Annotated in this window: 9 protein-coding genes and 4 pseudogenes; 8 read left to right on the top strand and 5 right to left on the bottom strand. The window is 73.7% G+C overall.

What is annotated here, in order from left to right; translation table 11 throughout:
* Positions 1-494: 494 nt before the first annotated feature.
* Together ACSU6M_RS33325 and ACSU6M_RS33320 are read right to left on the bottom strand one after the other, a co-directional pair.
* Positions 495-1118 carry a hypothetical protein gene (locus ACSU6M_RS33325; RefSeq protein ID WP_437074872.1) on the bottom strand — a complete coding sequence of 208 codons (624 nt, stop codon included), beginning with the start codon at positions 1116-1118 and terminating at the stop codon, positions 495-497.
* Between the two features lie 197 nt (positions 1119-1315).
* A complete protein-coding gene (locus ACSU6M_RS33320; protein WP_437074871.1) occupies positions 1316-1756 on the bottom strand; it encodes a pyridoxamine 5'-phosphate oxidase family protein in 441 nt (146 codons plus the stop codon).
* Between the two features lie 380 nt (positions 1757-2136).
* Between ACSU6M_RS33320 and ACSU6M_RS33315 the strand changes: the two genes are divergently transcribed.
* Complete coding sequence (locus ACSU6M_RS33315) at positions 2137-2718, top strand: Rv1733c family protein (RefSeq protein ID WP_437074869.1); 582 nt, start codon at positions 2137-2139, stop codon at positions 2716-2718.
* 439 nt (positions 2719-3157) lie between these two features.
* The gene (locus ACSU6M_RS33310; RefSeq protein ID WP_437074867.1) at positions 3158-3598 is read left to right on the top strand and encodes a universal stress protein; all 441 of its coding nucleotides are present in this window, start codon (positions 3158-3160) and stop codon (positions 3596-3598) included.
* A 426-nt stretch (positions 3599-4024) separates the two neighbouring features.
* Here the strand turns inward: ACSU6M_RS33310 and ACSU6M_RS33305 are convergent, their stop codons facing one another.
* Positions 4025-4984 (bottom strand): universal stress protein, encoded by a 960-nt coding sequence (locus ACSU6M_RS33305; RefSeq protein ID WP_437074865.1) that lies wholly within the window; start codon positions 4982-4984, stop codon positions 4025-4027.
* Here ACSU6M_RS33305 and ACSU6M_RS33300 point away from each other — a divergent pair.
* The 6 genes and pseudogenes from ACSU6M_RS33300 to ACSU6M_RS33275 form a co-directional block, all read left to right on the top strand.
* Positions 4983-5837, top strand: a pseudogene (locus tag ACSU6M_RS33300) (acylphosphatase); the annotation flags it as partial. The gene ACSU6M_RS33305 and the pseudogene ACSU6M_RS33300 sit on opposite strands and share 2 nt — an antisense overlap.
* A gap of 66 nt (positions 5838-5903) precedes the next feature.
* A pseudogene (locus tag ACSU6M_RS33295) lies at positions 5904-6393 on the top strand (oxidoreductase); the annotation flags it as partial.
* Positions 6394-6720: 327 nt separating this feature from the next.
* Complete coding sequence (locus ACSU6M_RS33290; RefSeq protein ID WP_437075454.1) at positions 6721-7065, top strand: nickel-dependent hydrogenase large subunit; 345 nt, start codon at positions 6721-6723, stop codon at positions 7063-7065.
* Positions 7066-7075: 10 nt separating this feature from the next.
* Positions 7076-7696: a CBS domain-containing protein gene (locus ACSU6M_RS33285; protein WP_437074863.1), complete on the top strand. Its 621-nt coding sequence runs from the start codon at positions 7076-7078 to the stop codon at positions 7694-7696.
* Positions 7693-8239: pseudogene (hypD, locus tag ACSU6M_RS33280) on the top strand (hydrogenase formation protein HypD); the annotation flags it as partial. The gene ACSU6M_RS33285 and the pseudogene hypD, both read left to right, overlap by 4 nt.
* Positions 8239-8623, top strand: a pseudogene (locus tag ACSU6M_RS33275) (AIR synthase-related protein); the annotation flags it as partial. The pseudogenes hypD and ACSU6M_RS33275, both read left to right, overlap by 1 nt.
* 1 nt (position 8624) lies before the next feature.
* On the opposite strand, the gene ACSU6M_RS33270 reads toward ACSU6M_RS33275, so the two are convergent.
* Both ACSU6M_RS33270 and ACSU6M_RS33265 read right to left on the bottom strand, forming a co-directional pair.
* Entirely contained in the window at positions 8625-9128 is a 504-nt protein-coding gene (locus ACSU6M_RS33270; protein WP_437074861.1) for a flavodoxin domain-containing protein, read from the bottom strand.
* 29 nt (positions 9129-9157) lie between these two features.
* Positions 9158-11848: a bifunctional acetate--CoA ligase family protein/GNAT family N-acetyltransferase gene (locus ACSU6M_RS33265; RefSeq protein ID WP_437074860.1), complete on the bottom strand. Its 2691-nt coding sequence runs from the start codon at positions 11846-11848 to the stop codon at positions 9158-9160.
* Positions 11849-11855: the final 7 nt, after the last annotated feature.

Below are 11855 nucleotides of genomic sequence, written 5' to 3'. Positions count from 1 at the left end.
GCGACGCCGAAGGCGATCCCGAGGAAGAACAGCACCCTGTAGCACGCGATGCTGCATCCTACGTCCGGGCGGCATCGCAGCGGCCCGACGGGCGCCGACCACAGCCCACGTCACCCAGCGTCGACCAGGGCCATCGTCCTGGTGCTCGCCCGGTACACGGCCCTCGTCTATGCCATCTCGGGCGCCGGGGCTCTCGTGGGCAGCGGCTGATGGCCCACCGCGGCAGTCGCCGGTGCCGCCAGTGGGCTCGCCCTCACGGCGGTGTGGTTCGATCCGTGTCTCGGCGTCGGCGTCCTGCCGGACATCGCCTTCGTCGGGGCCGTCGCGTGCACCTGCGCCGGCCTCCGTCCGGTGAGCAGGGGCGCATACGGACAGCCGGGAGCTCCCGACCGGAGGGTGTTCCGGTCGGGAGCTCCCGGCTGCGGTGGGACGAACAGGACGGGGGCACCCCCGCCGACTGACGGAGGTGCCCCGGTCCGGCGAGCGCGCGGGCCTCAGAGGAGCCAGCGGTGGCGGCCGACGAAGGGCAGCCGTGCCCAGACCCTGCCCAGACCCCACGTGGCGCCGGCGCCCGCCGCCGCGAGGGCGATCAGGACAAGGGCGTAGACGACGTGGTAGTCGGCGAACGGGTTGGTCGACATGCTGGCCGTGCCGTCGGAAAGGTGCTTGGCCGGCGGCCACTCCGCTATCCACATCAGCGCCATCATGGCCGTCCCGGCGACGGCCGCGAGCCGCAGAGCGACGCCCGCGGTGAGCGCGACGCCGATCCCGAGCAGGCCGAGCATGAACAGCCGGTCCGCCCAGGCGTCCCCCGCCCAGGCGTGGAAGGTGCTCTCCATGGGGCCGACGGCGACGCCGCCGAGGAAGCCCCGGGTCGGCGAGCCACCGTCGATCCAGCCCTTGCCGGAGGGGGTCGCGTAGCCGAGGCCGAACGTCTTGTCCAGGAACGCCCACAGGAAGACGAACCCGGTCAGCAGGCGGAGTCCGGCGAAGACGTACCCACGGGTCGCCGTCGCGGCCGCGGTCGTCTCATCCGCGGAGGCGGGAGTCGTTCCGGCGCTGCGCCGGGACCAGGAGCGGAATCCCAGGTGCCGGGGGGAGTGGTCGTGGACTGCCATGTTGCTCATCCCTTTCGGAAAGGCGGTGATGCGCCGGGATATGGAGGTTCTGTTGCACCTTCAATGCCTCGCGTGGTCAACTTCCGCTGGAGAGGCTGGAGGGCCCCGACGGGCGGGCCGTTCGGCCTGCCCGTCGGGGCCCTCCAGCTTGGGGCCCTACGGCCTCGGAACCGGCGGGTGGCAAGAGAGGGCGCTGTTCAAGCGGTGAGGTGCACTCCGTACAGGGTGCGTCCGCCGACGAGTTCGCGCCCGGTGACGAGCTCGGGCTCGATGCGGACGAACACCTCACGGGTCGCGGGCACCCAGGAGACCGGGCCGCAGCGGATCAGGCGCTCGTGCTCGGCGGGATCGGTCACCGTCCGGGCCGAACCCGTGACGACGACGCTCCAGCCGGACTGCCGGTCAACGTCGACGACGTCCGTCTCGAAAGCGACCACCGCGCCGTCTATCGCGCGGACCAGTTCCGAGTCCGCGGACGTGCGCAGCAGGACCGCGCCGTCGTCGTCCAGGGTGAAGTTGACCGGCAGCACGGCGGGCAGTGCCCGGCGCGTGTGGACGATACGGCCTACGGGCACCTCGGCCATCCGCCGCAGGCACTCGTGCCGCTCGAGTTCGCGGAAACCATCGTTGGCGTACATCGGCCGGCCGTCCTTCGCTCGGTACAGCGGTACTGCGTACCTCCAGCCTCAGCCTGGCCGCGCCCCAGGATGAGGGCCCATGGGTCCCGGCCGTGTCGGAGAGCGGCCCACTGACCCACCCCCTCGCCGGGCCGACGGACCGGGCCGTCCGGGAGCCCGGGCGCTGCCGGCGCCCTTGCGGACGGCCGGTGCCGTCCCGCAAGGCGGTGGACGGTGTCCGCCGGCGACGCCGTGTCCACACCGTATCCCGCACCGGTAGGGGCCGAACGGCCCCGGAACGGACGGACGTCGGTCCTCGCTCGCTGCCTGACGGACCCATGCGGGGCCCGCCCGCGGCTGTCACTTTCGTGAACGTCACGACGAAGAAGAGGGACCCAGTCATGGACGGCGGCAGGCGCAGGAAGAACCGGCTCTGGCGGTGGCGGAACAATCCGCTGCGACGGCGCGAGGACATCGTCGAGGCGTGGCTCGTCCTGGCGGTGTGGGCGGTCGTCGTGGTGGGCGGTACCGTCGTCGGCCTCATGACGGTCCATGCGGCCGACGACTTGTTCGCGCGGCATCGCCCCGAGCGCCGTTCCGTGCGCGCCGTGCTCCTGACCGACGTGCCGCGCACCGTGGCAGGGACCGGAAGCGGCGGCGACAGGACCCGCGCACGAGTCCACTGGACGGACTCCGACGGCTCCGTCCGCACCGGCAGGGCCTTGGTGGACTCCGGATCCAGGGCAGGCTCCGGGATCGTGATCTGGACAGCGGGGCGGGATGAGATCGTCACCGAGCCGCTGACTCCCACGGAGGCGGCCGACGAAGCCGCCCTCCTTGCCACGGGGGCCGCGCTGGCCTTCGCCGTCCCGGTCGTCGGTGCGGGAGCCCTCGCACGCCGGAGGCTCGGCCGGCGGCGCATCGAGAAGTGGGGCAGGGAGTGGAAACTGATCGGCCCGCAGTGGGGCCACAGGACCGGGTGAGGGGAGCCATGCCCGGCAGAAAACCGTGGCCGAAACATGCGGGCACTGCGGCTCGCCTGCGGGTTCGGGCGGCCAAGGTCGGCGCCGACCAACGTCACCGCCGCCGTCCTGTCCCGGCCCACCGGCTACGACGCGAACGTGACCGTCGCGACGCTCACCGCATGCGCCACGGTGTGCAATGCTGCGGCGACGAATGCGCCGCGCACGCAGCATCCATGAGCACGGCCGCTCCTGTGACAGGCGTGTGGCTCTCGTCAAGGCATGGGGCTGAGCCGCTCAGGCGTCGCTCGACGGGTCCGGGCTGCCCTACCGCCCGCCTGGGCAGGGCCGTCCGGCCCTGCCGCCGCGGGTCGGTCGGCTCTGTGCGCCGTGCGGCACAGGGAGGATGCTGATGGTGCCCGCCGCTGTGCGCGGACATGGATCCCAGGAGGTGTCGGCCGTGCTTCGCTCCGTCGTCGTGGGTCTGGACGGATCGGCCGAAAGCCTCGCCGCGGCCCAATGGACAGCCGGTGAAGCGCTTCGCCGCGGCCTCCCGCTGCGTCTGCTGCACGCCGGTGGGGATCTGCCCTCCGAGCCCTCCCACCTTCCCGAGCTCGACGCGCCGCGCCGTCGGGCGGAGGACATTCTGCGCGCCACGCTGCGTCAGCTCGAGAAGCGGTATCCGCAGCTGCGCCCGAACTCCGGGCAGGTCGCTCTCCCGCGGGACACCGTCCGCCACGGCCGGCCGGTCGATCACCTGTTCCACGCCGCGGCGGACGCGTGTCTGCTCGTCGTCGACCGCCGGGTCCGCCCCGCTCGGCTCGGCATGCACATCGGCCCCGTGGCGCACGGGGTGATGCACCAGGTCGCCTGCCCTGTGGCCGTCGTCCCCCACAACTGACATCGAGCGTCCGCGATTCCCGTTCTCGCACGGCACCGGGGAGCGCCGACCGGTCGCCGCGGCCGTCCACCTCCGTCCGCAACCGGCACGGACCGCCGTCGGCCGAGGCGTCAGCGGCACGGCGGGACTGCCCCGAGGCACTGCCGTCGGCGGCGGTCAGACGGTGTCGATCACGGCGAGGCCCGCTCTTCGTACCGCTGCACCGCGTCGGCGACCCCGGTCGTGGCGTCGGCGGCCCCGGAGCCAGAGCGGCGCCAGGCATGCACGACGTCGAGCGCGCGCCCGCGGACCTCTGCCTTCCGGCGTCTCGTCAGGCTGCGTCACGACGCACGGCAGGGAGTGTCGCTCCGACCGTCGCGTCCCTCGGCCCGTCCGGCGGCAGCGGGGCCGGCCCGGACCAAGGGACCGTACGGCGCCGCCTCATGCTCACGCCTCCCACGCGTGGGGCACCAGGAGGATCGGCTGGCGCACCTGGTGGATCAGGGCGTGGGCGACCGGTCCGGTATGCGGGCCGGGGCCGGTTGCCCGGTGGGCTCGGTGGCCCACCACCAGCAGGCCCGCGCCGGCGGTCGCGCGGGCGAGCGCGTGGGCGGGGCGTCCCTCGTGCAGTTCTTCCTTGACGTGCACGGCGGGGTACGTGTCGCGCCAGGGCTCGAGCAGCTTCGCCAGTTCCCGGCCGGCGTCCGCCCGGGCCCGCGCGTACGGGGCGGCGTCGCCCAGGCGGTGGGCGTACGGCAGGTGCCAGGCGTGCACGACACGCAGCGGGGCGCCGCGAGCCTCGGCGGCGCGGAAGGCCGCCTCCAACACCTCGTGGGAGGAGCCGTCGATGTCGACGGCGACCGCGATGTCGCGGTAGGGGGTGCGCAGCGACGGTTTGCCGTCGTGGTCCGGCAGGTGCTCGTCCTCGGCGGTCTGGGAGCCGCGCACCACGGCGAGCGGCCGCTCGATGCGGGCCGCGGTGGCCATGGCGGCCGGGCCCGAAAGGAAACCGCCCAGGCCGGTGGTGCCCTGGCCGCCGATGACCAGCAGTTCGGCGTTCTCCGCCTCCGCGATGAGTGCAGGTACGGGCGGATCGGGGGCCTGTGCCGCGGTGATGTCCAGGTCCGGGTAGCGCTCGCCCAGCCGGTCGAGCACGCTGCGCAGCACCTGCCGGGCGTGGGGCTGGGTGATGGCCGGCTCGGGCCCGGCGGATAGCCCGGCGGACAGCCCGGCGGACGAGGTCACGCCCACACAGGCGGACGCCCCCTCGTACGCGGGCAGACCCGCCTCCCAGGCATGCACCAGCCGCAGCGGCAGCGCACGGCGCACGGCTTCCCTGGCCGCCCAGTCGGGCGCCCCCATGCCTTCGTAGGACTCGGTCACGCCGACGACGATCGGTTTGCGCATGACCGTCACCTCCCACTGCCTTCCCGATGCGGTCCCTGCCGGTACCAGCGTCACCCGGCGCGGTGTTCCGGCAGGAGGGCCACACGGGTACCTTTCGTGGCCGTTGGGCCTGCCCCCGCCCGTCCGGCCAGGGCCCCTCAAGGCCGCCACCGGGCCGTTCGGCCCCTGTGCGGCACCCGGTCGCTCCGACACCGTCGAGGTATGGAGACACGCGGGCGGATCGTCGTCATCGGCGTCGGCAACGACTTCCGGTGCGACGGCGGCGTGGGCTGGGAGGGAGCCGCGCTGGCCGTGGTCGTGGACGCGGCGCACGCGCACCCCGGCTCGCCCGGACGCGTCCACCGGCTGGACTCGACGGCGACCTCGTCGCGCGCACCTCCACCACCAGCTCCCACGGTCTGGGCCCGGGCGAGACGGTGCAGCACGCGGGCGCCCTCGGACTGCTGCCAGGGCGCCTGGTGGTGTACGCCGTGGAAGGCGCCGAGACCTCATTCGGCACCGGCCTCTCCCCCGCCGTCGCGGCGGCCATGGACCCGCTCGCCGACGCCGTGGAACAGGAAGTCGTCCGGCACCGTCCGAACGCCTCGGCCAGGAGGCCGTCATGACCGCACAGCACTTCCACGTCGAGGGCATCGTCCAGGGCGTCGGCTTCCGGCCCTTCGTCCACCACACCGCCACCGCGCTCGGCCTGACCGGCTGGCTGGCCGACGTCGACGGGCGAGCGGAGGGCGAGGTGTGCGGACCGGCACCGGCGATCGAGGAGTTCGCCGCCCGGCTGCGCACCGACGCACCGGCGCTCGTACGAGTCCGCGAGGTCTCGCCGACCGCAGGCACCGGACGGACGGCCTACGGCGACGGGTTCGATATGCGGCGAAGCGCCCCCGGCTCCCGCGGGTCCTCGGTCCGCGAGGTGCCGCCCGCCTGTGCGGCCGCCGGTGGCATCCAGACCCTGCGCAACTTCGCGGACGTCGGCAGGTACCGGCGCACGGTCTACGCCCACCCCGAGTACGTCTCCACACTCGCCGGCTCCACGCCCGTCTCCGCCCATGTGGACGTCGACTTCGAGCTGCGCGGCTGCCCGGTCGACCGGCGGCAGCGGCTCGAGGTCATCACCGCGTTCCTCGCCGGGCGCAAGCCCGATGTGCCGGGCCACAGCGTCTGCTTCGAGTGCAAGCGGCGCGGCACCGTGTGCGTCACGGTCGCCCACGGCACCCCCTGCCTCGGCCCGGTCACGCACGCCAGCTGCGGCGCCCTGTGCCCGGCCTACGGGCGCGGTTGCTTCGGCCCGTCCGTCGGTGAACCTGCCCGCGCTGGTCCCGCTGCGCCGCGACGGCCTCGACGAGGCGGCCGTAGGACGCCTGCTGCACACCTTCAACCCGGCCGCCTTCGCGAAGGAGCCGGCACCATGACACACCGCGGATCCCGAGTCCTGCACGTCGGCTCGCTCTCCCGGGTCGAGGGCGAGGGCGAGGGCGCGCTGCGCCTGCATATCCACGACGGCACGGTCACCGGGGTGCGCCTGGAGATCTACGAACCGCCGCGGTTCTTCGAGGCGTACCTGCGCGGCCGGTCCTGCACCGAGCCACCCGACATCACCGCCCGTGTGTCCGGAATCTGCCCCACCGCCCACCAGATGAGCGCCTGTGCCGCCGTCGAGGCGGGGCTGGGCGACCCGTACGCGGGTGCTGTGTGCTGTGGTGCGCGCCGTGGAGACGCTGTAGGCCGTCGCGGAGGCGCTGCGCATCATCGACGGCTACGAGCCTCCCGAGCGGGCCTACGTCGAAGTACCGCCGGTCGCCGGCACGGGACACGGGGCGACCAAGGCACCGCGCGGGCTGCTCTACCACCGCTACACCCTCGACACCGACGGCCTGATCACCGATGCCGTGCTGGTGCCGCCGACCGCGCAGAACCAGGGTGCCATCGAGGACGGCCTGCGGCGCCTGGCCCAGCAGGCCCTGGCCGGAGGCGATCCCGACGACGGCGAACTGACGGCCCTGTGCGAGCGGGCCATCCGCAACCACGACCCGTGCATCTCCTGTTCCACCCACTTCCTCGACCTGACGGTCGTCCGCGCCTGAGGAGGCCGCGATGCCTGAATCCCCGTACACCGTGAGCGACGTGATGACGCACACCGTCGTCGCCGTCGGCAGCAAGGCGTCCTTCAAGGAGATCGTCGAGCTGCTCGCCCAGTGGAAGGTCAGCGCCCTGCCGGTGCTGGCCGGTGAGGGCCGCGTGGTCGGCGTGGTCTCCGAGGCGGACCTGCTGGCCAAGGAGGAGTTCCGCGACACCGAGCGCGGTGACCTCGCCGAGCGGATCAAGGCGAGCGCGCTGACGGCGGGCGACCTGATGAGCACCCCGGCCGTGACCGTGCACGCGGACGCCACCGTCGCCGAGGCCGCCCGGATCATGGCCCGCAGGCACGTCAAGCGGCTGCCGGTCGTCGATGGTGTCGGCCTGCTGCAAGGCGTGGTCAGCCGCAGCGACCTGCTGAAAGTCTTCCTGCGCCCCGACGAGGAGATCGCCGACGAGGTCCAGCACAGCGTGCTCAACCTGCTGCCTCCCGGAGACGCTCTGAAGGCGTCGGTGACCGACGGCACGGTCACCCTCGTGGGATCCCTGCCCGACCGCGGACTCGTCCCCGTGATCGCACGGGCCGTGCGCTCCGTGGAGGGCGTCGTGGACGTCCGGCTGAACGTGACGTACCGATGAAGTACCTGGAGGAGTACCGCGATCCCGTGCTCGCCCGGCGCCTGCTGGGCGAGCTGCGGGCCCTCGCCACACGTCCCTGGCGGATCATGGAGGTGTGCGGCGGACAGACCCACACCCTGGTCCGGCAGGGCATCGACTGGCTCCTACCGGCCGGCATCCGCATGATCCACGTCCTGGCTGCCCCGTGTGCGTCACTCCGCCGGAGACGCTCGACCGGGCGATGGCCGTCGCGGCCCGGCCCGGTGTGATCCTCACCCGCTTCGGCGACATGCTGCGGGTGCCCGGCACGCGCACCGACCTGCTCTCGCTGCGGGCGCGGGGCGTGGACGTGCGGGTGGTCTACGCCCCCATGGACGCCGTACGACTGGCCGCCGAACACCCCGGCCGTGAGGTGGTGTTCCTCGCCGTCGTCTTCGAGACGACCGCGCCCGCCACCGCCGTGGCCGTGCTGCACGCGGCCCGGCTGGGCTGGCGAACTTCTCGATGCTGGTCAGCCACGTCCTCGTACCGCCCGCGATGACCGCGCCGCTGGACGACCCGGACGGCTGGTGAGGGTGCTCGCGCCGCTCGGCGCGGACGTCCACGTACTGCGCGATCCGACTGGCCGCCGCCCTCAACGAGATCGCCCGCGACTCCGGCGTCGCCCTGGAGATCGAGGAGCACGCCGTCCCCGTGCCCGGGCCCGTCGCCTCCGCCTGAGACCTGCTGGGCCTGGACCCGCTGATCGTGGCGAACGAGGGCTGCCTGGTTGCCTTCGTCGCGGCCGGCGCCGCGCTGTCCGCGCTGCGTTCCCCGTCGGAGGGGACGCAGGCGGTGCGGATCTGCGAGGTGCTCCGCGAGGGACCGGCGGCACAGGTGACGCAGCGGACGCTGCTGGGCGCCCGCCGCATCGTGGACATGCCGCTGGGGGAGCAACTGCCGCGCGTCTTCAGGGATCCGCGCGCGTCAGCTCGTCGGCGACGTGCATCGCCCACTGCTCGATACGCGGGAAGTCACGGAAGTCCCCGCCCTTTCCGTTGCGTACGATCATCCGCGCGACGAACCCCTTCGCGCCCTCCTCCAGGCAGCCGCCGAACGTGACGTGCTCCCGGGCGTCGACCCGCCTCATGGCGCGCTGGACGCCCGGCACGGGCGGGATGTCCCGCTCGGACGCCGAGGGGTCCAGGGGCCCGCTGCTGAACAGCCAGACGGGGCGCTCGCCCAGCTCCCGCGCATTTCGGCGGACGAACCGGCGGGCGTCCTTGTGCCAGTGCCCCGCGTACAGCCCGCCGCCGACCACGACGGCGTCGTACGGCGTCACGTCCCTGATCGTCCCGGCGGATGCCGTCTCGGCCGTCAGCCCCTCCTCGCGCAGCACCTGCGCGACGGCCTCAGCGATGCCGACGGTGGAGCCGTTCGTCGTCCCATAGGCGACGAGTACGTTCGTGTTCATGGTCGTCCGCCTTTCCTACCGTTCCTGTCTCACCGCAGTCGCCGCAGATACGGATCCTGCGGCGGGCGGGGCACCACACGCACGCGGGCGTCGAGGACACGCACGCCGTCCGGTGTCGCGAGGACCGGGTTGAGGTCCGTCTCGGCGAGCTGCGGCAGGTCGCTCGCCATGCGGGACAGCCGCAGCAGCAGCCGCTCCAGTCCCGCCAGATCGACCGGCCCCGCGCCCTGTGCTCCCAACAGCAGCGGCGCACAGCGCGGGGTGGTGATCAGGTCGTGCACGTCGTGGTCGGTGAGTGGGGCGAGCCGGGCCGCGTGATCGGCGAGCACCTCGGTCGCCGTACCGCCGAGTCCGAACAGCACCAGCGGGCCGAAGACCTCGTCCTGGACGACACCGGCGAACAGCTCGATGCCGCGCCCGGCGAGCGGCTGCACCACCGCTCCGGTGAGCAGGTCGCCGAACCGGCCCTTCAAGTCCTGGTAGGCGGCCCGCACTCGGGCGTCGCTGCTCAGGTCGAGGTGTACGGCGTGCTCTGCGCTCTTGTGCAGCAGTCCGGGCCAGTAGCCCTTCATCACCACCCGCCCGTCCTCCCCGCGTAGCCGACGGGCGGCGCGTACGGCGGCGTCCTCGGAGTCGGCCCAGGCCCAAGGCAGTTGCGGGATGCCGTAGCAGTCGAGCAGGGCGGCGCAGGTGTGCGGGTCGAGCCAGCCGCCGTCCGGGTGGGCGTCGAGGTAGGAGTCGACCACGGCGTGGGCCCGCTCTGCCGCCACGTCCGGCAGGGGCGGCACGGTGCCGGCGGGCCTCGCCAGCCAGGCCGCCCGGTGCGCGGCGTGGGCCAGCGCCCGTGCCGCGGACCGGGGTTCGGCGTAGGACGGGACGGCCGTGCCGCCGGGTGCCGGCAGCAGCTCCACGGACCTGGCCTGCTCCAGGCGGACAAGCGCGATCGGCTTCAGGCCCCGGCCGACGTCGGTGACCGCCCGCGCGAGGTCGTCGCCGGTCGCCGCGGCCACCGCGGTGGGGACCAGCGCGACGAGAACGGCGTCGACGCCGCCGTACCGCGTGATCCGCTCCAGGCAGGCGCCGAACTGTTCCTCCGACACGGCGGCCGTGGCGTCGACGGGGTTGCCGACGGCCGCGCCCTCGGGCAGCACGGCGAGCAGGTCGCCGACCAGCTCGGGCGTGGGCTGCGGCAGGGCCAGTCCGGCCTCCGCGCACGCGTCGGCCGCCAGCACTCCGGCACCGCCGGCGTTGGTGACGACGGCGACGCGCGCCCCGGCGGGCAGTGGCTGCGCGTGCAACAGGGCGGCGGTCTCCAGGAGTTCTCCCACCGAGCGGGTGGCGGTGATGCCGGCCTGGGTGAACAGGGCCTGCCGGGTCATGGTGCGGCCGGCGGCGGCCGCGGTGTGCGAGGTGGCAGCCCGTCGGCCCGCCTCCGTGCGCCCGGCGTCGACGGTCAGCACCGGGATGCGGCGGGTGACGCGCCGGGCGGTGCGGGAGAAGGCCCGCGGGTTGCCGAAGGACTCCAGGTGCAGCAGCGCGAGGCCGGTGCGGCCGTCGCTCTCCCACCACTGGAGCAGGTCGTTGCCGCTCACGTCGTACTTGTCGCCGAGCGAGACGAAGGACGACACACCGATCCCGAGGCGGGACAGCCCGTCGAGCAGGGCGATCCCGACGCCGCCCGACTGCACGGCGACCCCGGCCGCGCCAGGACGCGGATGGTTCACGGCGAAGGTGGCGTCCAGGCGGATGCCGGGCTCGGTGTTCGAGACGCCCAGGCAGTTGGGGCCGACCAGCCGCATGCCGTAGGTGCGGCAGGCCGCCCGCAGGGCCCCGGCCTGATCGGCGTCGAGGCCGGCGGACACGACGACCAGGGCCCGCACGCCCGTCTTGCCGCACTCCTCGGCCACGGCCGGTACCCGGGTCGCCGGTACGGCGACGATCGCGAGGTCGGGTGTGACCGGGACGGCACTCACGGACGGGAAGGACGGCACGCCGAGCACGGCGGTCGCGGCGGGGTTGACGGCGAACAGGCGCCCGGTGAGGCCACCGCTCTTCAGGTGGTGCAGGACCGCACGACCGACCGAGCCGGGCCGGCGGCCCGCACCGACGACCACGACGGTGGCGGGCCGCAGCAACGGCCGGAGGCTCTGGATGTCGGCGCCCCGTCCGCGCTCCTCCACGGCCGACAGGTAGGTCTCGCTCGCCTCCAGCGGGATGACACAGCGCACCTCCGGACCGTCGAAGTGCCGCTGGGCGTGCAGTCCGAGGTCGGCGAAGAGCCTGAGCATCTCGTGGTTCTCGCTGAGCACGTCGGCGGTGAAAGCGGTGACGCCCTCCGCCCGCGCGGCAGAGACCAGATGCTCCAGCAGCAGGGTGCCCACCCCTCGGCCGTGCAGCCCGTCGGCGACGGCGAGGGAGATGTCCGCCTGTGTGCCGGTGCCGCCGGTGTCGTACTCGGCCACGCCGAGCACCTGCTCCTGCCGCTCGGCGAGCAGGGCACGGTAGCCGGGGCGCGGCGGGCCGCACGCCCGGTCGGCGGCCGCCGCGCCGGAACCGGGGCTCACCGCGAAGAACCGCAGCCGCAGGTTCTCCGGGGACATCTCCTCGTACAGGCCCCGCACGCGCGTGTGGTCCGCGGGCCGCGCGGGGCGGATGCACACGGTGATGCCGTCCGCGAGGAGGGCGTGGACCGGTGTGCGGCTGATCTGGTCGCTCTTCATCGCTGCT

The sequence above is a fragment of the Streptomyces sp. enrichment culture genome (assembly GCF_964272895.1).
In the GTDB taxonomy this organism is placed as follows: Bacteria; Actinomycetota; Actinomycetes; order Streptomycetales; family Streptomycetaceae; genus Streptomyces.
The sequence above is the reverse complement of the archived record's forward strand: the minus strand, read 5'-3'. Positions and strand labels throughout refer to the sequence as shown.

Excerpts from the sequence above, each read along its gene's own strand:
- ACSU6M_RS33325 (WP_437074872.1), bottom strand. The coding sequence starts at position 1,118 with ATGGCAGTCCACGACCACTCCCCCCGGCACCTGGGATTCCGCTCCTGG.
- ACSU6M_RS33320 (WP_437074871.1), bottom strand. The coding sequence starts at position 1,756 with ATGTACGCCAACGATGGTTTCCGCGAACTCGAGCGGCACGAGTGCCTG.
- ACSU6M_RS33315 (WP_437074869.1), top strand. The coding sequence starts at position 2,137 with ATGGACGGCGGCAGGCGCAGGAAGAACCGGCTCTGGCGGTGGCGGAAC.
- ACSU6M_RS33305 (WP_437074865.1), bottom strand. The coding sequence starts at position 4,984 with ATGCGCAAACCGATCGTCGTCGGCGTGACCGAGTCCTACGAAGGCATG.
- ACSU6M_RS33285 (WP_437074863.1), top strand. The coding sequence starts at position 7,076 with ATGCCTGAATCCCCGTACACCGTGAGCGACGTGATGACGCACACCGTC.
- ACSU6M_RS33270 (WP_437074861.1), bottom strand. The coding sequence starts at position 9,128 with ATGAACACGAACGTACTCGTCGCCTATGGGACGACGAACGGCTCCACC.
- ACSU6M_RS33265 (WP_437074860.1), bottom strand. The coding sequence starts at position 11,848 with ATGAAGAGCGACCAGATCAGCCGCACACCGGTCCACGCCCTCCTCGCG.